At 55.7% G+C, this 22,148-nt stretch carries 19 protein-coding genes; 3 read left to right on the forward strand and 16 right to left on the reverse strand.

Annotated elements, in window-relative coordinates; translation table 11 throughout:
• Positions 1-9 precede the first annotated feature (9 nt).
• The 5 genes from ACKPCT_RS08045 to ACKPCT_RS08065 all read right to left on the reverse strand — a co-directional run bounded on the left by ACKPCT_RS08045 (position 10) and on the right by ACKPCT_RS08065 (position 6,386).
• Entirely contained in the window at positions 10-789 is a 780-nt protein-coding gene (locus ACKPCT_RS08045; RefSeq protein WP_319568904.1) for a FadR/GntR family transcriptional regulator, read from the reverse strand.
• Complete coding sequence (locus tag ACKPCT_RS08050) at positions 790-1,794, reverse strand: ABC transporter ATP-binding protein (RefSeq protein ID WP_319568905.1); 1,005 nt, start codon at positions 1,792-1,794, stop codon at positions 790-792.
• Entirely contained in the window at positions 1,787-3,739 is a 1,953-nt protein-coding gene (locus ACKPCT_RS08055) for a dipeptide/oligopeptide/nickel ABC transporter permease/ATP-binding protein (protein WP_319568906.1), read from the reverse strand. Before ACKPCT_RS08055 ends, ACKPCT_RS08050 begins: the two co-directional genes overlap by 8 nt.
• Positions 3,739-4,683 carry an ABC transporter permease gene (locus tag ACKPCT_RS08060; RefSeq protein ID WP_090068572.1) on the reverse strand — a complete coding sequence of 315 codons (945 nt, stop codon included), beginning with the start codon at positions 4,681-4,683 and terminating at the stop codon, positions 3,739-3,741. The genes ACKPCT_RS08055 and ACKPCT_RS08060 overlap by 1 nt, the downstream gene beginning before the upstream one ends.
• A gap of 146 nt (positions 4,684-4,829) precedes the next feature.
• Positions 4,830-6,386 (reverse strand): ABC transporter substrate-binding protein, encoded by a 1,557-nt coding sequence (locus ACKPCT_RS08065; RefSeq protein ID WP_319568907.1) that lies wholly within the window; start codon positions 6,384-6,386, stop codon positions 4,830-4,832.
• Positions 6,387-6,564: 178 nt separating this feature from the next.
• Between ACKPCT_RS08065 and ACKPCT_RS08070 the strand changes: the two genes are divergently transcribed.
• Positions 6,565-7,815: a Zn-dependent hydrolase gene (locus ACKPCT_RS08070; protein ID WP_319568908.1), complete on the forward strand. Its 1,251-nt coding sequence runs from the start codon at positions 6,565-6,567 to the stop codon at positions 7,813-7,815.
• Positions 7,816-7,818: 3 nt separating this feature from the next.
• Complete coding sequence (locus tag ACKPCT_RS08075; protein ID WP_319568909.1) at positions 7,819-8,763, forward strand: acetamidase/formamidase family protein; 945 nt, start codon at positions 7,819-7,821, stop codon at positions 8,761-8,763.
• 9 nt (positions 8,764-8,772) lie between these two features.
• On the opposite strand, the gene ACKPCT_RS08080 is transcribed toward ACKPCT_RS08075, so the two are convergent.
• The 3 genes from ACKPCT_RS08080 to ACKPCT_RS08090 are packed head-to-tail and all read right to left on the reverse strand — an operon-like array spanning position 8,773 to position 13,543.
• Positions 8,773-9,945 carry an osmoprotectant NAGGN system M42 family peptidase gene (locus tag ACKPCT_RS08080; protein WP_319568910.1) on the reverse strand — a complete coding sequence of 391 codons (1,173 nt, stop codon included), beginning with the start codon at positions 9,943-9,945 and terminating at the stop codon, positions 8,773-8,775.
• Between the two features lie 33 nt (positions 9,946-9,978).
• Positions 9,979-11,763 (reverse strand): N-acetylglutaminylglutamine synthetase, encoded by a 1,785-nt coding sequence (gene ngg, locus ACKPCT_RS08085; RefSeq protein ID WP_090068562.1) that lies wholly within the window; start codon positions 11,761-11,763, stop codon positions 9,979-9,981.
• A 4-nt stretch (positions 11,764-11,767) separates the two neighbouring features.
• Entirely contained in the window at positions 11,768-13,543 is a 1,776-nt protein-coding gene (locus tag ACKPCT_RS08090) for an N-acetylglutaminylglutamine amidotransferase (protein WP_319569401.1), read from the reverse strand.
• A 111-nt stretch (positions 13,544-13,654) separates the two neighbouring features.
• Here ACKPCT_RS08090 and ACKPCT_RS08095 point away from each other — a divergent pair, with 111 nt between their 5' ends.
• Positions 13,655-14,149: a MarR family winged helix-turn-helix transcriptional regulator gene (locus tag ACKPCT_RS08095; protein WP_319568911.1), complete on the forward strand. Its 495-nt coding sequence runs from the start codon at positions 13,655-13,657 to the stop codon at positions 14,147-14,149.
• Between the two features lie 130 nt (positions 14,150-14,279).
• Here ACKPCT_RS08095 and ACKPCT_RS08100 read toward each other — a convergent pair whose 3' ends face one another.
• From ACKPCT_RS08100 to ACKPCT_RS08135, 8 genes are all read right to left on the reverse strand, one after another.
• Positions 14,280-15,284 (reverse strand): TIGR03842 family LLM class F420-dependent oxidoreductase, encoded by a 1,005-nt coding sequence (locus tag ACKPCT_RS08100; protein ID WP_090068556.1) that lies wholly within the window; start codon positions 15,282-15,284, stop codon positions 14,280-14,282.
• Positions 15,285-15,347: 63 nt separating this feature from the next.
• Complete coding sequence (npdG, locus tag ACKPCT_RS08105; RefSeq protein WP_090068554.1) at positions 15,348-16,016, reverse strand: NADPH-dependent F420 reductase; 669 nt, start codon at positions 16,014-16,016, stop codon at positions 15,348-15,350.
• Positions 16,013-16,798, reverse strand: coding sequence for a coenzyme F420-0:L-glutamate ligase (cofE, locus tag ACKPCT_RS08110; protein WP_319568912.1), 786 nt, complete (start codon positions 16,796-16,798; stop codon positions 16,013-16,015). The genes npdG and cofE overlap by 4 nt, the downstream gene beginning before the upstream one ends.
• Positions 16,795-17,454, reverse strand: a complete 660-nt coding sequence (gene cofC / locus ACKPCT_RS08115; protein WP_319568913.1) for a 2-phospho-L-lactate guanylyltransferase — start codon at positions 17,452-17,454, stop codon at positions 16,795-16,797. The genes cofE and cofC overlap by 4 nt, the downstream gene beginning before the upstream one ends.
• Positions 17,451-18,419 (reverse strand): 2-phospho-L-lactate transferase, encoded by a 969-nt coding sequence (gene cofD, locus ACKPCT_RS08120; RefSeq protein WP_319568914.1) that lies wholly within the window; start codon positions 18,417-18,419, stop codon positions 17,451-17,453. The genes cofC and cofD overlap by 4 nt, the downstream gene beginning before the upstream one ends.
• Positions 18,416-19,693: a 5-amino-6-(D-ribitylamino)uracil--L-tyrosine 4-hydroxyphenyl transferase CofH gene (gene cofH, locus ACKPCT_RS08125; protein ID WP_090068548.1), complete on the reverse strand. Its 1,278-nt coding sequence runs from the start codon at positions 19,691-19,693 to the stop codon at positions 18,416-18,418. Before cofH ends, cofD begins: the two co-directional genes overlap by 4 nt.
• Before the next feature lie 4 nt (positions 19,694-19,697).
• Positions 19,698-20,897, reverse strand: a complete 1,200-nt coding sequence (gene cofG / locus ACKPCT_RS08130) for a 7,8-didemethyl-8-hydroxy-5-deazariboflavin synthase CofG (RefSeq protein WP_319568915.1) — start codon at positions 20,895-20,897, stop codon at positions 19,698-19,700.
• A gap of 238 nt (positions 20,898-21,135) precedes the next feature.
• Positions 21,136-22,137 (reverse strand): ABC transporter substrate-binding protein, encoded by a 1,002-nt coding sequence (locus tag ACKPCT_RS08135; protein WP_319568916.1) that lies wholly within the window; start codon positions 22,135-22,137, stop codon positions 21,136-21,138.
• Between the last annotated feature and the right edge of the window lie 11 nt (positions 22,138-22,148).

Genomic DNA, 22,148 nt, shown 5'->3' on the forward strand with positions numbered 1-22,148 from the left:
CTCTTCGCTTCACTTGCGCAGCAGTACGGCACGCTCGATCATGAATTTTTCCGCTTCGATCATATGCTCACGCATGATGGCACTGGCCAGCAGAGCATCCCCCATTTTTAGCGCACGCAGCAATTTGACCTGATAGTTCACGCCCATTTCCCTTTGCCCCCAGGGTGTCGGCTCTGAATAGATAGCGCGACATTCGGACTTATCCTGCAACAGGCTATGCAAAAAACGACAGACGAATCCCATCAGGCGGTTCTTGCTGAGATTGGCCAAACCGGAATGGAAGTCCAGCTCGGCCAAGCGCTGACGATATTCGTCTTCGGCTGATACGGGTTCATCCTGATAGAGATAAATCAGCGACTGCAGATGGACAAACTGCTCGTTAGACAAGGTTCCCGCCACCTCTGCGGCCAGCACGGGCTCAAGCTGCTTACGCAAGGCATAAATATCAGAGATGGATGGCGGCTCGGCGAGAAAAAGATTGTCCAGAAACCGGATGGCGTCTTCCGGATCGATGGAGGAGACGAACAAACCGCCCCCCGGCCCTGTCTTGGTGACGATGAGGCCCTCAATCTCAAGGATCTTGAGCGCTTCACGCACCGTGCCTCTGGACGCATTGAGGGTTTCGGGGGTCACCCAGTCTGCCGGAATACGATCCCCAACCCGCAGGTCGGCGGTCACGATCTGGTCCCTCACCTTATCGGCAATCACATCGGGGCGCTTGCGTCGACGGCTGGACAGAGTGTGATGGGGCGAAACGGCTCTCCGCCCCAGATCGTCTTCGATAGACATCTAGTCTTTGTTCTCCGGATTGAAACAGGCGCTGAGGTGATCGGCCTTTTTGCCCGCTGCGTCAAGTTTGGGTGCCTCGTTTGTGCACATATCCAACCGTCTTGGACAACGCGCATAAAAGGCACAGCCCGGTGGCGGATTATAAGGGTCGGGCAGCTCGGTGTTCGCATCTTCAGGCAACATCGACTTGCGCCCGGGTACGGGAGCGGACTTTAACAAAAGACGGGAATAGGGATGATGTGCCTCTGCAAAGACATCCGCAGCATCGCCCAGTTCGACCATGCGCCCAAAATACATGACCGCAACGCGATCACTGATGCTTTCGACGACAGACAGGTCATGGCTAATAAAAATGTAGGTCAGGCCGAATTTTTCTTTCAGATCATCGAGGATATTCAGCACCTGAGCCTGAACGGATACGTCCAACGCCGAAACCGGCTCATCTAGCACGATCAGTTCGGGGTCAGCCGCAAGGGCACGAGCGATGCCGATACGCTGCGCCTGACCGCCGGAGAATTCATGCGGATAGCGGTCAAGGAATTCCGGGGCCAGATTGACCGCTTCCATCAGCTCCACCAGCCGCGCTTCCCTCTCTTCTGCATTCAGCTTCAAGAGCTGGATCAATGGCGCTTCCAGAATGGTGCGGATCTTTTTGCGCGGATTGAGCGAGGCAACAGGATCCTGAAACACATATTGCACCTTGCGGGCCATCTGCCGACGGTCTTTCTTGACCTCAGCCACCATGTCCTTGCCCGCAAAAGTGATCGCACCGCCTGTTGGGAGATCGAGCCCAACAACCAAACGAGCAAGCGTTGACTTGCCACAGCCGGATTCGCCAACGATGCCTAGCGTTTCGCCCTCGCGGACCTTGATATTGACGTTCTGCACCGCATGGACAGCTGGCAAGACTTTGCCGAACAGGCTTTTGCCACCACCAAACAGGCGGCTGACATCACTGATTTCGAGAAGCGTATCGGCTTGGTTCATGGTCATGCTCTCAGACATCGCGCTCTCCTTGCTTTGCCTTGTCGCCGGACACCGGATAGAGACAACGCACCGAGCGCCCCTCACCCAGATCTGTCAAAGCGAGGTCGCCCTTGCGGCAATCGTCTTTGGCATAAGGACAACGCTCGGCAAAGGCGCAGCCATCAGGCAGTGCGTTGACAACGGGCGGGCGTCCCTCGATCGCGTCAAGGCGCCGGTCCGGTTGCCCAAGCACAGGCACGCAGGCTATGAGCTTTTCTGTATAGGGATGGGTCGGAGAGGAAAGAATTTCCTCCGTCGTACCCGTTTCCACGATCTTGCCGCCATACATCACCGCAATCCGGTCGCACATGGTGGAGACCACACCGAAATCATGGGTGATGAAGAGAATGCCGACATTGCGTTCCTGCCGCAATTTATTGAGTAGCGAAAGCACCTGCGCTTGCACAGTGACGTCGAGCGCGGTGGTTGGTTCGTCGGCGATGATCAGCTTGACGTCGTTGGCCAGTGCCATGGCTATGCAAACCCGCTGACGCATACCGCCCGACAATTCATGCGGATAGACCTTTAAACGCTCGGCGGGGTTCGGGATACGAACCGTCTTGAGCAGTTCTTCAGCCCTTGCCATGGCATCCTTGTGCGAGATCACCTGATGGGCTCGGATGGCTTCCACCAACTGATCACCTATGGTAAAGAGCGGATGCAAGGTTGAGAGCGGATCCTGAAACACATGGCTGACGGCGAGCCCACGCAATAGGCGGATTTCTTCGTCGCTCTTGGAAAACAGATCCTCGCCCTCAAGCAGCGCAGCACCACCCACGATACGGCCGGGAGGCGTTGGCACCAGACCCATGATGGACATGGCAGTCACGGACTTGCCCGAGCCGGATTCTCCTACAAGGCCAAGGCACTCCCCTTGGCGCACTTTGAGATCCACGCCGCCAACAGCCTTGTAGACATCTGAACCGACATGGAACTCGGTTTTAAGCCCCTGCATATCAAGGGTCGCGTCTTCCTGCGGGGCAACGTCTGGCACCTGGTTGCGCATGACGGCAGTCCGCATGACAGGCCGCGCCAGAGCACCTGATTTCAAACGCGGATCCAGCACATCGCGCACACCATCGCCCAGCAGGTTGATGCTCATCACGAGGATGAAGATCATCACACCGGGAATGATGGAAACATGCGGTGCCGTAAAGAGAATCTTGCGCCCATCCCCCAGCATGGAGCCAAGGTCAGCCTGCGGCGGCTGTGCCCCGAGACCGAGGAAGGAAAGACCGGCAGTTTCAAGGATCATCCAGCCAATGGTGGTGGACATGGTGATAATGATCACCGGCAGCACATTGGGCAGGATCTCGCCAAACAGGATCGACGCATTCGACTTGCCCGAAAGCCTTGCCGCGTCGACAAATTCCCGCCGGGAAAGTCCGACGGTGATGCCCCTGATATTGCGGGCAAAGAAAGGGATATTGACAACGGCAATGGCATATAGCGCGTTGAGCAGCCCCGGCCCCAGCGCAGCCACGATGGCCAGCGCCAACAGGATATAGGGAAAGGCCATGATCATGTCGATGCCGCGCATAAGGAGATTATCCGTACGCCCTCCGGCATAGCCAGCAACCAGACCGATCAGAGAGCCGATGCAGGCGGCGATCAATGTGGCTGAGACGCCCACAGCGAGACTAACACGCGTCCCCCAGATCAAACGGGAAAGGATGTCCCGCCCCAGCGCGTCTGTTCCCAAAAGATGACCATCAGCGAAAAGGGGTTGCAGGCGATTGGCAGGCTCTGTCACATCGGGGTTGACCAGTGGCAACAAGGGAGCTGCCAGCGCCACAACAAAGACGAACGCCAGCACAACGAGCCCAGCGGTTGCCAGCGTGTTGTTCAGCAGCAGACGCAAAGTGCTCGGTCTGCCGCCGGATTTCTTCTTTTTGGTGGGTGTTTCGATCGTGGTCTCGGACATCAGCGCAACCTCGGATCAAGAATGGACTGGATGACATCGACCAGCAGATTGAATAGCACATAAGCGGCGGCAACAACGAGCACCCCGCCCTGCACCAGCAAAAGGTCGCGCGTGGAAATGGCCTTGACCAGCATGGAGCCGATGCCCGGCCACTGGAACACCGTTTCGATATAGACCGCACCGCCGAGCACGAAACCGGCCTGAATACCAATCACAGGAATGACGCTGACCATGGCGGCCTTGAAGGCATGAACATAGATGACGCGCCGTTCCTTGATGCCCTTGGCGCGGGCCGTGCGGATATAATCCTGCCGCAGCACTTCAAGCATGGAGGTGCGCGTGAGGCGCGCAATAACGCCCGTGGCGACAACAGCCAATGTAATGGCTGGCAGTGTGAGATGATGGATGAGATCAGGCAGATCGCCGCCGCCATAGATCGCATACATGCCGCTTGGCGGGAACAGCCGCCATTTCACGGCAAAGGAAAAGATCAGGAGCAGGCCAAGCCAGAAAGACGGCATGGAAATGCCAATGAGCACCGTGAAGGTTAAGCCCTTGTCAGCCCAGCTATATTGTTTCACCGCCGAGATAACCCCGGCCAACAGCCCGAAAATGGAACACAGCACCAGCGCAGGCCCGGCCAGAATAAGAGTGGCGGAGAAGCGCTCTAGTACTTCATCGATCACAGGCCGGTTGAGCGTGTAGGAACGGCCGAAGTCGCCCTGCAGCATGTTGCCCAGCCAAATAAAATATTGTTGCACCATCGGCTTGTCGAGGCCGAGATCCTGATTGAGCTTGGCAACATTCTCAGGCGTGGCAAAAGAGCCAAGGATCGCCAGAGCCGGATCGCCCGGAATCAGAGCCATGATGACGAAAACAATGATGGATAGTCCGAACAGAACCGGAATCGCAGCAAGCAGTCTCTTTGCGACATAGGCACCCATGGCCCTACTCCGAGTTTTTGAAAATGGCCGCCCCGCCCTGTCGTCAAATATGACAAACAGGGGTCGAAATGCGGGACAGCGGATCGGCGTTGGTCAGATTATGGCTCCCCCTTCGCCATATGTTGGAGACGGGGGAACCGGAGCTCTCACGGTTTGGCAACATCCTGCAGCATCAGGAAGAAGGATGGCTGCAGCTTGAAGTTCTCGACAGTGGCGCTGGTTACAGCATTCTGTTTCCAGTTGGCCACGAAGACCCAAGGGGCATCTTCATGAACGATCTGTTGCATTTCCTTATAGAGCTTGGCGCGCTCTTCCTGCGACGTGGAGGTCCGTGCACTTTCTAGCAGTTCGTCCACTTTCGGGTTGGAATAATAGCCCGAGTTGAACCCGCCCTTATCCGGGAAGGCTTCCGTGCGCAGGGCAAGGAACGGCAAGGTGTCCGGGTCATTGGTCATCCAAGCCATTTCAGCCATATCGGCTTTGCCTTCAAGACCCGGATTGACCTTACCAAGGAAGGTGTTCCATTCGTAGGTCTCGATTTTAACCTTCATGCCAACGGCTTCAAGATCGGCCTGAATGGCGGTGCCCATGGCAGTCGGGTCGAGCATGCCGGATCCACCTTCGGTGACATAGAAGGTCACTTCGGAGCCATCATAGCCAGCCTCTTTCAGCATGGATTTGGCTTTTTCCGGATCGTAAGGGTAAGGCTCAAGAGTCTCGTCATAAGCCCATGCAAAGGCCGGAGGCGTCGGACCTGCGGCCACTTCAGCCGTGCCCTGCAAGATATTGTCGACCAGCGCGGTCTTGTTGATGGCATAGTTGGCTGCCTGACGGATTTCCTTTTTCGCGAAAGGGCCTTCCTTGGCATTGAGAATCAGGAACCACAGATGTGGGCCTGCCTGCTCATGCACGGCGAAGGCATCATTGTCACGGAATTGGGCAAGATTATCAGGTGGCACCTCAACCATCACATCCAGACCACCAGCGAGCATTTCGGCGACACGGGTGTTGGCGTCCGTGATCGGACGGTAGATGACGGCTTCAAGCGCAGGAGCACCATCCCAATAGTCGGCATTCTTTTCCAGAACGACCTTGGCGTTGGATTCCCATTCGGCGAACTTGTAGGCGCCTGTGCCTGCCGGATGACGGCCCACTTCCTTGCCATATTCCTCAACGGCGGCCGGAGAAATCATCAGGCCTGTCGGGTATGCAAGGTTGGAAAGGAAGGGCGCATAAGGCGCGTTCAGTTCGAACTTGACGGTCAGAGGATCAACTGCGGTCACTTCCTTGACCGAAGAGAAGAAGAAAGCAAGCGGGAACGGCCCCGTGTCATGATAGGGGTGATCGTCCTTTAGCATGCGATCGAAATTGAATTTCACGGCTTCTGCGTTGAAGTCCGTTCCGTCGTGAAATTTAACCCCTTCACGCAATTTGAAGATGTAGGTCATTCCATCGTCGGAAATGGTCCAGCTTTTGGCCAGAGAAGGCTCCACTTCGAGCGTGCCATCCTTATAGCGCACCAGACCGTCATACATATTGACCAGAATACGGAAATCATTGACTGCCGTATCGGCGGCCGGATCAAGGGATTTCGGTTCTGCAATTTGTCCAACAATCAAAACATTGGGTGGGGTTTGTGTATAGCCCGGAGAGGCAAACAGCAATGAGGCCGCGGCAAGTGCTGCGGCTAGAAATCGTTTCATGACGTTCTCCCTCAATTATTATCAGGAACAATTAGGGCGCAGAATTGTTTATTTTTCAAGCATTGATTATGATAAATTAGGACCAATCGGATAATTGATTATAATTTATGCAAACTCGTTTAAATTGAGCAGTCCCAACTTTCAATTTGAACAGTCCGCAAACAGAAAAGAGGCTGGCATGTCTGATATCTCCCCCAAGATCAACTCCGAGCGCCTGAAACGCCTCTTCGACAGCATCAACAAATTCGGACTCAATGTTGAAACCGGCGGCTATAATCGCATCGGCTTTTCGGACGCGGATCTGTCCGTGCGCAAGTGGTTTAGCGAGCAGATGAAAGGTGATGGCCTTGCGGTCCATAGCGATGCTGCGGGTAATCTGTTTGGTCGATTGGGGGATGCGGACAAGCCCTGCGTCATGGCGGGCTCTCATCTGGACACAGTGCCTGAAGGCGGTGCCTTTGACGGCGCGCTAGGCGTAGCTGTGGCGCTCGAATGCGCCCGCAGCATCAAGGATGCCGGAATAGAGCCGACGGTGCCGCTTGTCGTGGTGGCCACTTCAGAAGAAGAAGGCCGGTTCGGCGGCATGCTCGGGTCTCAGACGATCAGCGGACAGCTGCCCGCCGGTTGGGTCGAGGCAGCAACCGATGCCGAAGGGGTCAAGCTCACTGAAGCGATGACGGTTCAGGGCTATGCCCCCGAAGCTCTCGAAGAAGCGGCTTGGAACAAAGACAGCATTCGCGCCTTTCTGGAGCTGCATATCGAGCAAGGCCCCGTGCTTGAAAGCGAAAATCTTTCAGTCGGCATCGTAGAAGGCATCTCTGGCGTTCTGGTGCTTGGCGTCAATCTGAAGGGCGAAGCCAATCACTCCGGCACAACGCCGATGCATTTGCGCGCCGATGCCTTCACCGGCCTAGCAACCATTGGAGCGGCCATCCCCGGAGTGATTGATCGATTGGGAGGGGAGCAGTCGCGGATCACCATCGGCAAGGTCGACATCAAACCGAACTTTCCTCATACGATTCCCGGTGAGGCAGATTTCACGATTATCATTCGCGATACCTCTGCAGACATTATGGCAAACTTGCGCAAGGCCATTGAAACGGTCGTGGAAACTGTCGCAGAGCGCAACCGCCTTTCCTTCACCATCAAGGAACGCAGCTATCTACCGCCGCAAGAGCTGGATGAGAACATCCGCGAGGCTTTTGTGGCAGAGGCCAAAAAACGGACACCTTCCTATACTGTCATGCCGTCTGGCGCGGGCCATGATGCGCAGACCATGCAGGCATTTTGTCCTTCCGGCTTGATTTTCGTACCCAGTCGCAATGGCATCAGCCACGCGCCGCAAGAATGGACAGAATGGGCGGATATTGAAAATGGTGCACAATTGATGCTCGACATGATCGTCCGCCTCATAACCAAGAAGGATTAGCATATGTGCCAATTCTGCGACTATACCATCCACGCGGCACATCATCATTTTGGCTGGGATAATTCCATTGAGCCGGTAGCGCGTATCATGCCGGGTCAGACGGCTGAATTCACCTGCATTGACGCATCGGCCGGACAGATCATCCGCTCCAGCACGGTTGATGATCTGATGGCACGCGATGCCTCCAAGGTCAATCCGGTGACGGGACCGGTCTATATTGAAGGCGCAGAAGCTGGCGACATACTGAAGGTCAAGATCGAACAGTTCGTCCCTTCAGGCTTTGGTTGGACGGCCAACATCCCCGGTTTTGGTCTATTGGCGGATCAGTTCACCGAACCAGCCCTGCATATCTGGAACTATGACGGCGAAGGTCTGACCCCTGCCCTTTATGCGCCCAATGCACGCGTTCCGCTCAAGCCTTTCGCAGGCACCATGGGCAATGCGCCAGCGGCCAGCGGCCGCCACGACATCATCCCGCCGCGTCGGGTTGGCGGCAATCTGGACATCAAGGATCTGAGTGCAGGCAGCGTGTTGTATCTGCCGGTCGAAGTGAAAGGTGCGCTCCTCTCGGTTGGTGATACGCATGCTGCACAAGGCGATGGTGAAGTGTGTGGCACAGCCATTGAAAGCCCGATGAATATCGTTCTGACCTTCGACCTCATAAAGCAGTCACCACTCAAGATGCCACGTTTCACCACTCCGGGTCCTGTGAGCAATCACCTCGACAGCAAAGGCTATGAAGTCACCACCGGGGTTGGCCCTGACCTGATGAGTGGCGCCAGAGATGCTGTTGCTGGTATGATCGATCTGATTACAGCCGAGCATGGCATGTCTGCGGTGGACGCTTATATGCTCTGCTCGGTTTGTGGCGATCTGCGCGTCAGCGAAGTGGTGGACGCCCCCAACTGGGTGGTATCCTTCTACTTCCCGCGCGTGGTTTTTGACTGACACGGACGATCAGGCTTGCGGGCCGAGATCATCGTTGTCCGCATCCTTGGTCAGATATTGTTCGGCCTCATCAACCGGCTGCTTGGTAAAGCCTACGATCCCCTCGGTTGTTGGCTCGAAGTCGCGCTGTATCTCAACGTGACTGCCAACATAGGCGGTGATCAGCTCTGAAAGCGAACGCAAGGCATGCATATGGATGCGCTCATAGCCGTGGGACGCATCGACACCAAAGGTAATCAGCGCAGTGCGCACATCTGCCCCCGCCTCTATGGCACTGGCCGAATCCGAACGGTAATATTTGAAGATATCCTTCTGGTAGCGAATATCATTTTCCTTGCAGAGGCTGACCAGCTTGCGATTGAGATGATAATCAAACGGGCCGGTCTGATCTGCCATGGCGATGGTCACACCAAATTCGGAAGAGTTCTGCCCCGGCGCAGAGGTGCCATTGTCTACAGAGATCATGGAAGCGACTTCCGGCGTCAGAACCGACGATGCCCCCACCCCGACTTCCTCGGCAATGGTGAACAGAAAATGGATATCGACCGGCGTCACCTGATGGGCGTCCTTCATGGCCTTGAGCGCAGTGAGCGCCACGGCTACACCGGCCTTGTTATCCAGATGACGTGAAACGATGAAGCCGTTGTCGATAAATTCTGTCTGCGGATCAATGGCGACGATATCGCCAACCTCGATACCGAGACGCTCGAAATCCTCGAAATTGCGCGCCAAAGCATCAACACGCAGCTCCACATAATCCCAGCCGATTGGAGCCGTGTCGACTTCTTCATTGAAGGTGTGCCCGGATGCTTTGAGAGGCAAGATCGTGCCGCGATAGGCCCCTTCTTCGGAAAAAATGGTCGCCCGTGCGCCTTCGGCAAACCGCGCTGACCAGTGACCAACCGGCACAAGCGCCAGTCGGCCATTTTCCTTGAGGGCCTTGACCTGTGCTCCCAGTGTATCCAGATGCGTGACGATGGCTCGAGCCCCCTTACGGCGCGACCCTTGCCTTATGGCACAAATCGCACCGCGTCGGGTAAGAGAGGCCTCAAGCCCCAGTTCCTTCAACTCGCTCGTCACAAAGCGGACAATCGAGTCGGTGTAGCCAGTAGGGCTGGGGATGGACAGAAGCTTATCAAGGGTTTTCTGCAGATATTCCGTGTCTATCGCCAGCATTGTCATCACTCACGCTCTTTCCATTGCTCAAACCTTCGGTCAGGTTGAGTTTGTTTCTCGATTCTGAAGCTCCTGTCGCGCAGATGCAGGCATGGACCTTGGGAAAAGAAGATCGACAAACCGCTCTGCCGTGGGCTGAGGCTCATGGTTGGCAAGGCCTGGCCGCTCATTGGCTTCGATGAATACATAATCCGGTTGTCTGTGATCTTTGACCATAAAGTCAATACCCGTTACGGGGATATCAATGGCTTTGGCCGCCTGAATGGCAGCATAGACGAGCTGCGGATGCACTTCTTCGGTCACATCGACAATCGTGCCGCCGGTGTGCAAATTGGCGGTTTTACGCACCATTAGCTCCACACCAGCCTCGGGAATGGCATCCATTTCGTAGCCAGCCAAAGCGACGCAGCGTTCCGTTTCCGCATCCTTGGGAATAACGCTCTCTCCACCGGTAGCGGCAGATCGTCTACGGCTTTGCTTTTCAATCAGCTGTTCAACGGTGCTGCGTCCATCGCCGATCACGCGAGCGGGCAGACGCAAGGCTGCGGCAACGAGCTTGTCGTTGATAATGACCAGTCGCAGATCATGGCCCTGATAGCATTCTTCCAGAAGAACATCCTCACAGACCTGAGCGGCTCTCTCGATGGCTTCGCGCACTTCTGCAGGCTTGGTCAGGCCGACGGAAATGCCTTTGCCCTGCTCGCCTCTTGCCGGTTTGACCACCAGCTGCTCATGCTTTTCCAAAAAGGCCTTCAGAGCTTCATCATCACTATATTCAAGCTGTTCGGGCACGCGCACACCAGCGGCTTCCACCACATTGCGTGTCATGCGCTTGTCGTCACAAATGGACATCGCCACAGCGCTGGTCAAATCGGTCAGGGATTCGCGACAGCGGACAGAGCGCCCGCCGTGGCTGAGACGGAAAAAACCATTGGCAGCGTCGTTGACTTCCACATGGATTCCACGGCGCAGCGCCTCATTGACGATGATCTTCGCATAAGGGTTGAGCTCGGTTTCCGTCTGTTCGCCAACGAACAGCTTTTCGTTGATCTCGTTCTTGCGCTTGACCGCAAAGACATTGACCCTGCGAAACCCCAATTTCTCATATAGGGCAATCGCCTGCTCATTATTGTGGAGCACCGAGAGATCCATATAGGAAGCACCGCGTGCCTTGAATTGTTCGGCCAGGCGACGCACGAGAGATTCACCCAATCCGGAATGCGGAGCACTCGGCGAGACAGCCAGACACCAGAGCGATGACCCTTTATCGGGATCATCGAAGGCCTTGGCGTGATCAACGCCCATGACAGACCCCAGTATTTCGCCCGTTTGTGCATCTTCAGCCACCAACATAGTTACCGTTCCGGCATCCCTGTGGGACCAAAAGAATTCTGGAGGCACCGTAACCATTCCACGCTCGGCAAGAATGGTATTGATCGCATCAGCATCGGCTTGCGTGGAGAGGCGACGAATATGAAACGTCGTTTTGCGTTGCCGTGCTGGCCGATACACAGAAAGATCCAGCCGATAGGTGTGGGATGGGTCGAGGAAATATTCCTGCGGAGCCTGCGCCAGTACCACATGCGGGTCGCGAACGTAAAATGCGATATCGCGCTGATCCGGCCGCTCCTTACGCATCTCGTTTATCAGATCCTCAGGGGTTTCAAACGTGTTGCCGAAGATCAGACGCCCCCAGCCGCAATCCAGAGCGACATTCTGATGCGTGAGCTTGTGGGATGAGTAGAGTGTACTCATCCCTTCCTGCCTGATACGGCGCAGTCGGTGCTGCCCCAATGGTTTGGACTTTTCACGATCAGTAGACATGGCCCTAATCCTCCAGTGCCTGCAACCACATTTCCAGAAGCGCAACCTGCCACAGCTCGGACCCACGCAGCGGTGTGATATGATCCGATGGTGCGGCGAACAATGTATCCAGATAAGACTGCTGGAAGATGCCACGATCCTTAGCCGCCTGCGAAGTCAGAGCATCTTTGACCATTTCCAGATACGGCCCTTCGATATATTTGAGCGCCGGAACAGGGAAATAGCCCTTGGGCCGGTCAATCACTGCTGAAGGAATGACTTTTCGCGCGGCTTCCTTGAGTACGCCCTTGCCACCATGGGCAAGCTTGTGACGGCTTGGCATGCGGCCAGCCAGCTCGACCACTTCATGATCAAGGAAAGGCACACGCGCCTCAAGCCCCCAGGCCATGGTCATGTTGTCCACGCGCTTGACCGGATCGTCCACCAGCATCACGTTGGTATCAAGGCGCAGGGCCTTGTCGACCGGATCAGGCGCGCCCGGACGAGAGAAATGCTCGGCGACAAAGGCCAGGCTGGCATTGTGATCGGCCAGATAGTCCGGATTGAGATGGCTCGCCATGGCTTTCTGGTTCCGGTCAAAGAAGGAAAGTGCATAGCTTTCTACCGGACTGGAGGTCGCCTGCAGCGGTGGATACCAGTGATAGCCGCCAAAGACTTCGTCTGCCCCCTGCCCGGACTGCACGACCTTGATCGATTTGGCGACTTCGCGGCTCAACAGATAGAAGCCGATATTGTCATAGGAAACCATCGGTTCGGACATCGCCTTGATGGCGCCAGGCAGATTTTCCATCATCTCGCTGGAGGGGATGTGGATCTTGTGGTGGTTGGTACCATAATGCTTGGCGATCAGGTCCGAATATTCAAATTCGTTGCCCTTTTCGTTATTGGCATCTTCAAAGCCAATCGAATAAGTGGAAAGGCCCGTCTGCCCCTGTTCGGCCAACAGGCCAACGATCATGGAGCTGTCCACGCCACCCGAAAGCAGCACACCAACCGGCACGTCACATACCATGCGACGCTGAACCGAGGTGCGCAGGCCATCGAGCAACAGGTCACACCATTCTTCTTCGCTGCGCTCTTCATCTTCCTGAGAGCGTTCAAAGGTAGGCACCCAATATTGTTTCTCACTGGAAGTGCCATCAGCCTCGACAATGCGAATGGTTGCAGCGGGCAGCTTACGCACACCTTCCAGAATGGTGCGCGGCGCCGGCACGACAGCATGCCATGTCATATAGTGGTGAAGCGCCACTCGGTCGATCGAACGATCTACATCGCCACCAGCCAGAATAGACTGCAGCGAAGAAGCAAAGCGCAGATGCTTGTCGCTTTCGTTTAGATAGAGCGGTTTGATGCCAAAGCGGTCGCGCACCAGAATGGTTCGCCCGCTCAGCTCTTCATGGATTACAAAGGCAAACATGCCCTGAAGGCGCGGAATAGCGTCCTCGCCCCACTCGGCCCATGCCTTGAGAATGACCTCGGTATCGCCAGAGGATTTGAATGTGTGCCCCTTGCCTTCCAGCTCGGACCGCAACTCTGGGTAATTATAGATACAGCCATTAAAGACCATCGCAAGGCCGGTTGACTGATCAACAAACGGCTGCGCCGATGCATCGGACAGGTCGATGATTTTCAATCGTCGATGGCCCATGCCCATGTTGTTTCTGAAAAAAGTCCCTGATGCGTCTGGCCCTCTTGAGGCCAGGCGGTCTGTCATCGACTCGATTTTTTCAACATTAGGACTGGATCCATCGAATCTGACTTCGCCGCAAATACCACACATAAGCTCTATCATTCTCCTTCTGATTGTTTGACTAGTAATTATTAGTACACTAATCTTTAATATACAACAGTTTGGACAAAATTTGGTTCCATCAAAAAATAGATAGTAAAAATGACGCCGAATGAAGAAATGCGTGTCGTGCTTCAATCCATCCGCACGATCGCCAGAGCCCTTGATATCCATTCCCGCTTCCTGAACAAGAAAAGCGGGCTGACCCTGCCCCAACTCATCATTCTGCGCTGTGTGCGCGATTTGGGAGACCCCACCGGGAGTGCCATATCGAAACAGGTCGATCTGTCACCGCCGACCGTGCTGGGTATTCTTGACAAACTGGCCGCAAAAAGGCTTATCGAGCGTATTCGGCCCGCAAACAATCGCCGCGTGGTGATCTCAACCCTAACCGATGCAGGAAAAGCCCTTCTGGAGCAGGCGCCTTCGCCGCTGGGGGACACATTTGCAAGGCATTATTTCGATCTACCCGACACTGAGCGCGAACGGATCATGACGACCCTGCTGCATGTCGCCGAACTGACCAAAGACGATGGATTCGAGCAGAAAGCCAAGCTGGTCGATACCACCAAAGGGCATGAGAATCTGCACGCCTGAGAGCCCATCTCGCCTACAGAGCCCAAAAGAAGGCTCTCATATGTGGTCATAAAAAGAGGGGCAGGATCTGCAAAGACCCGCCCCGAGTTTAACCAGCCCTTATCGAACCAGTCCGTGTTTTTCTATTCTATCAGGCCTCAAAAGCTGGGATGATCTTCTCGCCATATTCAGCGATGATCTGTTCTTCCTTACCGTTGTCCAGATAGATATTGAACTGGGTGACGCCCGCGTCCTTCAAAACACCAAGCTTGGCGATATGTTGCTCGGCAGCGCCCAGAACACTGAAGCCCTCAATAATTTCATCAGTAATGAAATCAAGATACGGATTATCGCTCTGGCCATGCTTAGAATAGTCATAGCCCTTTCGGTCCTTGATATAGGCGGTGAGCGCTTCGGGGATATCGTCCCGCTCTGTGCCGTATTTCTCAACGATGTCAGCCACATGGTTGCCCACCATGGCAGGGAACCAGCGGGTTGCGGCGATGCATTCTTCCTTCGTGCCGAAATAGGCTGGCGCGGCGGACATGACCTTGAAGTTGGACATGTCGCGGCCAGCTTTTTCGCCCTCTGCGATGGCCGTGCTTGCCAGCCATTTGACAATGCTTGGCTCGGCGATCTGCAGGATGAGACCATCCCCAACCCGTCCGGCGGAGCTTAACGCTTTTGGACCATAGGCAGCCACCCAGATTGGCAGTTCATAACCCTCAGCCCAAGGAAATTTGACCGGCTCGGGGCATTCGCCATATTGCGCTTCGTCACCGCGCACCAAGGCCTTGACCACATGGGTGAATTCTTCCAGACGCTTCAGCGGTGCGGGCTTGAGCCCCATGACACGCACTGCGCTATCGCCTCGGCCAAGGCCAATGTCGAACCGGCCTTCCGACTGCTTGGCAAGAGAGCCAAACATCGAAGCAGCAAGCGACCAGTCACGGGTGTTCGGATTGGTCACGCATGGACCGAAGCGCATTTTGGTCGTGTGCTCCATGCACATGGCCATCGCCATGTAGCTTTCGCGCCAAAGGATGTGGCTATCGTAAAACCAGCAATAGGTAAAGCCGGCGTTCTCGGCCTGTCGCACAAGGGCGCGGGCACGCTTGGGCTCGACGAAGCCTTTAAAGCAAATACCGAATTCCATCTCTCTCTCCTGTCCTTGTTCTTCAAGTCTTTTCAAAGGTCGGTTTGGTGATTGTTCTGTTTATCAGTGAGCCGGGGCCTGAATCTTCACACCGGCATGGGTGAAGGGCACCTGCTTGGAAATATTGATGCGAATGAGAATGGGCGTGATCGCCTCGATGCAGCGAGCAGCTTCAGCGTCGCCAGCATTGTAAGCGACGACACCGAGCGTCTCGACCAGCGCCATGACCTTCTTGCGGGCGGGAAGCGAATTGCCACACACCAGAATATCGCAGTTGATATCCCATTCGAGGGTCTTCAGCGTGGTTGCGGACACATTGTGCAAGGCCCCGACGACGGGAATATCCGGCCCAAGCAGCGCTTGGGCTGCTTCTGTCGCCGAGCCTTCGGGCGGCATCTCGACCTTTTTCGGGTCGCCCTCTTTCAGAGGCACGACGATATCGACAAGGATCTTGCCTTCCAGATGCGGCTTGAGCGCTGCCAGCGTGGCGTTGTGGCCAGCAAAGGGCACCGCGAGAATGACCAACTCATCAGCCATCATAACGGCTTCCTCGTTCGCAACACCCGTAATTGGAGCGGCGGCGGCGTCCAACTGCGCGCGCAGGGCAACGCCGATTTCCGCGGCACGCGTGGCATCACGCGAGCCCAGAGCCACTGGCACACCGGCGCGCGCAAATCTCAAGGCAAGCCCCTGCCCTTGCGGCCCTGTGCCGCCAATGATTGCGATCGTCATCTGAACATATCCTCTTGTTTTCCTCTCAACAGATCCTCGGCCTTGCTCCGGGACGGGCTCCAGTCGAGCCCACGGAACAAAACGAGGGGTGTTTTTGCAGCCTTCTTGACCACGAGACCGGAGGCAGCTGCCAGCTCATCAGCAAAGGCCGCCTCAGTCACTTTCATTGTGCGGCCCCATGCATCTTCGTTGCCCTGCTCACGCAAGGTGGCAGGCACACCAGCCAGCCCTATGGCCACATTGACCTGCGCGATGCGCCAAGGCCTACCAAAGGTGTCTGTCATCACCACACCAATGCGACAGCCGAAGCGAGCTTCCAGCGCGTCCCGCATGGCAACCACGCTCGCGTCGGGGTCCGGCGGCAGCGTCATGGCGGCATCCGTTTCTGCAATGTTGGATTCATCAACAGCGGCATTGGCCGAAATGAAGCCCAGCCTGTGGCGGCAAATCATGGTGCCTTCGCTTTGACCGGGGTGGCGGAAGGCACGCACAACTTCGGCGCTTTCCCGCAGCACGATTTCCACCTTGCGCGGGTCCTTGCCCAGCTCTTCGGCGTAACGCAATGCTTCGGGCGATGGCGTAATGGTCGAAAGCGGATAGATACAGCCTTCAGCTTTGGAAAAGATCTTTTGCGCTACGCAAAGGATGTCCCCTTCAACGGGCATATGTCTGCTTGCCAAAAGGCAATCGCCAACAATCGCCGCCAGATCGTCGCCCTCGACAATATCAGGCACATTGGGGATGGCGGTGATGCAAAGAGAAGACGCCATGCTATCTGTCATGCTTCCTCCCTGCTCATGATGCCGAGGGTCCGGTTGTCATCGAGATAATCCAGATCGGCCAGGGTATCAATATCCCGGCGCAGGCTCTTGAGCGGCAGGATGACCGGCATGAGCCCACGGTCCGCAGCCAGACTGAAATGTCGTGTGAAAGACTCTGGTCCGAAGGCAAAAGGCATCGGACTTGGCAGGGTTACGACCAGCGCATTGGTCCCCAAATCCTGTGACGGACAAAGGGCTATCGTCCCCTCGTCTACCGGATATGAAAGCAGCCGCATAATGTCTGAAGCCGATGGGTCGGCTAGATCACCGGGAAGAATGCACAGGCGCTTATAGCCGCGCCAACTGGCTTTTGCCGCAGCTTCTTCCACCGCAGCGACCAGACCGGCTCCAGCCTCTTCCGCCAGATAGATGATCCCGAGGTCAGCGGCGATGTCTTCGATAGTCTTGCTGCTCGAGACGACCGCGATTTCAATGACCTTGTGAGGATTGCCAGCCTTTTTGATGCTTTGGACGGCCCCCATGACTTGCGCCACAACACCCTTGAACAAAGCCAGAGCCAAAGCCGAGCGCTCCCTATCGCTCAACACAGTTTTGAGGCGTGACTTGGCTTGCGTGGGTGCCTTCATGGGAATGAGGACCAGCACTCGTTCGCTCATGCCGCCGCTCCATTCTGCCCTTGATCTCTGTCGAGTTGGACAATTTCTGAGGCGAGCCGCATCTTGTCAGACATATCCTTCATCATGATGTCCGTGCAGTGAGGCTCGATGGAAAGGTCCAAGATCTCTGCAGACAGAGCCACATCCTGATGATCAATCAGCAAGATATCGGCGAGCCCCAGATAGCGGGTGGCCACACCAACAGCGTCTGCGCGCATCCCCAGAGCGCTCATCATTCTGTCAGCAGGTCCCTTGACCACCTTTCCGGCAATTAGCGGACTGACAGCGATGGACGGCACTGCACGCTTTTTCAAGGCCTCGCGAATGCCCTTGATGGCAAGGATCGGTTCGATGCTGACCAGCGGGTTTGAGGGTGCAATGACCAGCAGTTCTGCGCTCGCAATGGCTTCCAGAGCTTCAGGTGTTGCGCTCGCCTCTTCGATACCAGCAAATTCCAGCGCCTTGACAGCGGGGGCGCATTTTTCCTTGACGAAATATTCCTGGAAACTGAGCCAACCCTGTTCCGTCTTGACCCGCGTTTGAACCACATCGTTGGTTGGCAGCAGGATTTTGGATTTGACGCCGAAGGCCTTGGCCACATCGGCGGCGATATCGCTCGGCCTATCCCCCTTCATTCTGCGCATGGTGCGGTAGATATGCAGGCCGAAATCCCTGTCCCCCAACATCATCCATGTATCTTCGCCCAAGCTTGTCAGAGTCTCTAGCGCGCGTGTGCCTTCGTCCGCCAGCCCCCAGCCCTGCTGACGGTTGATCCTGCCCGAGAGGGTATAGGTCATGGTGTCGATATCCGGTGATACCCACAGACCGTGAAACGCCTCATCATCAGCCACGTTGCCGATGATAGTGAGATCGACGTCCTCCAGCGAAGCAAAGCCTTCGGCCATCTTCGCCCCGCCGACCCCGCCGGCCAGCAGGGTAACCTTTAGCTTCTGTTTCTCGCTCATTCGGCCGCCTCCAGCCCCGAGGAGGCATCCGGGAACATCTTGAGGAAGTCGAGAGGATCCTTGTCACCCCGCTCGATCAGCGGTGCAAGCGGTTGCGGGTCATGATCGTCGTAAATATCCAGAATACGATAATCGCTTGAGCGGCGCGCTGGCGTGCGCCCCGACGCCCGTACGATCTGCGTCAGTTCATAGGCCGTGATCTCTTGCCCATGATCAGCTCCGGCGGCGCGCGAGATGCTCTCTTCCATCAAGGTTCCGCCCATGTCGTTGGCGCCACGGTTGAGCATGGCCATGGCATGGTCTGGCCCCAATTTGGTCCAGGAGACCTGAATATTGTCAATGAACCCATGCAGCATGATGCGGGAAACCGCATGCATCTTGTCGATTTCATCCGTGCTCGGCCCCATGCGCACCTTGCCCGGATTTTCGGAATAGAGAGCGGTGCCCACATGCTGATAGGACAGCGGCACAAATTCGGTAAAGCCGCCGGTATCTTTCTGAATGGATCGCAATAAATCGATATGTGCAGCCCAATGCTCCGGCGCGTCGATATGGCCATACATGATGGTGGCAGTTGTCTTGATGCCAACCTCATGAGCGGTGCGGATGATCTCGACCCATTTCTCCGTGCTGAGCTTGTCCTTGGTCAGCTGTTTGCGGATCTCGGTATCAAGAATTTCAGCGGCCGTGCCCGGCATGGTGCCCAGACCGGCATCTTTAAGCCCTTGCAGAAACTCTCGGTAAGGCTTGCGGCTTTTCGATGCGCCATACCAGACTTCAAAGGGCGAGAAAGCATGAAGATGCATATCCGGGAGCTCGGCCTTGATGGCGCGGCAGAGCTCTTCATAATAGGTGCCGGGAAGCTTGGGGTGGAGCCCACCCTGAATGCAGACTTCGGTCGCGCCACGGTCCCAGGCCTCATGGCAGCGGCGTAGCACCTCTTCCACCGAGTGCCATTGGGCATCTTCTTCGTCGGCGCGTTTGGCAAAGTTGCAGAACTTGCACCCCATATAGCAGACATTGGTGAAATTGATGTTCCGGTTGACGGCAAAGGTCACCAGATCACCATTGGCTTTTTGGCGCAACAGATCCGCGGTGTGATAGATCGCCTGCTTGTCGGCATGCCCATTTGCCTTGAACAGCGTGACAGCCTCCATTTGCGTAATCTCACGCCCTTCCAATGCCTTATCAAGAACATCTCTGACGGGATGGGAGATAGCAGACGCATCAATCTCAATATCATTCTCAATATAATTTACTATTTCATTGGTCATGATCTTATTCTCCCTGCATCAGGTGTCGTTGTTCTTGAGCCAGACCGTCGCGTGCAGCCATTGCAGCGACGCGGTCTTGCAGTTGAGGGCTTAAAAATGCGGAGCCCCGTTTCAAATAGTCGGGATAAATGGGAAGGCGTTCCTTGAGCGCAAAGCCAGCGCTTTTGCAGCTCTCGGCCAAGACATCGATTTGCGGCCAGACATGCTGGGGATTGATGAAATCGATGGTAACCGGTGAGATGCCACCCCAGTCGTTGATACCTGCATCGAGATAGGCGATGTGGCGGGCGCTAAGATTTGGTGGCGCCTGCAAGCTGATATCGGGCGACAGAATGAGCCGAGCGGCAGCGATGGTTCTGAGCATATCCTCAAGGCCGGGTTCCTTATGGTGCGCCATGGCGATATCTGGTTTGGTCTGGAAATTCTGGATAATGACTTCCTGAATGTGACCGTGGCGCTTGTGACTCTCATTGATGGCGTGGAGTGCCTCTATGCGCTCTTCCCATGTTTCGCCGATACCAATGAGCAGGCCGGTGGTAAAGGGCACCTTGCGTTCCCCTGCCCTCTCCAGCGTACGCAGGCGCTGCAAGGGCACCTTGTCCGGACAGGCATAATGCGCCCCGCCCTTATGCATCAGACGACGGGAGATGGTTTCGAGCATCATGCCCATGGAAGCGGAAACCGGGCGCAGCTTTTCCAATTCTTCATCGCTGAGCGTGCCCGCATTGACGTGGGGCAGCATGGCGGTTTCTTCCAACACCAGCGCGCACATATCCGCCAGATAGTCGGTCATGCTTTCATAGCCCAGCAGAGAGAGTGCAGCCCTTGCGCGCTCATAGCGCAATTCAGGCTTTTCTCCCAAGCTGAAGAGCAATTCCTTGCAGCCTTGCGCCTCACCTTTGCGTGCCGTTTCCAGCACCTGTTCGGGCGACATGATATTGGCGTCGGGATGGTCGGGATGCTTGACAAAGGTGCAGTAGGCGCAGGTATCCCGGCACATGTTGGTGAGCGGAACAAAAGCCTTGCGCGAATAGGTCACAGTGCGGCCCCAACGCGCCTCACGAATGACACAGGCCCGCGCCATCAGGCTTTTCAGATCGGCCTTTTGCAGATATCGCGCTTTATCATAAAGCTCGCGGGTTCCCGTTGAGAGGGCCGCATAAACTTCATGAGATCGACTGTTGCGTTCACTCTGTACCAGCATCTTGTCGCACATGCCCTTTTTGAAAAATCAAACTGTTTCGAACAATCTCCTGACAGGGTTACCTGCCCTGAAATTGAGACAAAGCGGTCCTGTTCGCGCAAAACCGGTCCATATGCCCCGGAAAGCCTGCACGGTATCAGATGTCTTTTATTGTTCGGTGCCTTTGGGGCTCTCTCTCTCCGCATCCGAGACAAACCCGGATGCGGATCAAGTCAGACCACTTTATTGCTGAGCTGGCTTACTTCAGAGCCAGATCGGTAATCTTGTGGGTCCAGGCGCCTTCTGGTGCCTTGGAGATAACCGGAGCAGAACCGCCGCTCATCAGGGTCTTGACGGTGCGCTCATAGTCGGCCGGATCAAGAGCGCCGTTGGAGCCTGCGGTCAACTTGGCAACTTCGGCCATCATACGCTTCTGGTGCTTTTCGGTCTGGGCACCGGTTTCGTCATATTCCAGAACAATCTCGGCGGCTTCATCGGGATTGGATTCCGCCCATTTCCAGCCTTTCATGGAGGCTTTCACGAAGCGGGCTAGTTTGTCGACTTCGGCATCGTCAGCCAGCTTGTCTTCGAGCACATAGAGGCCGTCTTCCAGCGTTGCAACGCCCTGGTCTTCATATTTGAAGGTGATCAGTTCATCTTCAGAGATGCCAGCATCAATCACCTGCCAATATTCGTTGTAGGTCATGGTGGAGATACAGGAAGCCTGTTTCTGGAGCAAAGGATCGACGTTGAAGCCCTGCTTGAGGACGGTTACGCCATCATCACCGCCTTCGGTGGGAATGCCCAGAATGCTCATCCAGCTGAGGAATGGATACTCGTTGCCGAAGAACCAGACACCAAGGGTTTTGCCCGGGAAGTCTTCAGGGGTCTTTACGCCGCTTTCCTTAAGGCAAGTCAGCATCATGCCGGAGGATTTGTAAGGCTGAGCGATGTTCACCAGCGGCAGGCCCTTTTCGCGAGCAGCCAGAGCGGATGGCATCCAGTCGACCACGACATCAGCACCGCCACCAGCAAGGATCTGCGTGGGAGCAATATCTGGACCGCCCGGTTTGATGGTGACATTGAGGTCTTCTTCTTCATAGAAGCCCTTTTCCAGCGCAACATAATAGCCGGCAAACTGGGCCTGAGTCACCCATTTCAGCTGAAGGGTAAAGTCATCTGCCGCGTTGGCTCCGGTGGCTGCAAAGATCGAGGCAGCTGCACATGCGCCAATCGCAAAAGTCTTGAAAGTGTCTCTCATCTTCTATTCCC

The sequence above is a fragment of the Cohaesibacter marisflavi genome, assembly GCF_963665895.2.
Taxonomy (GTDB): Bacteria; Pseudomonadota; Alphaproteobacteria; order Rhizobiales; family Cohaesibacteraceae; genus Cohaesibacter; species Cohaesibacter marisflavi.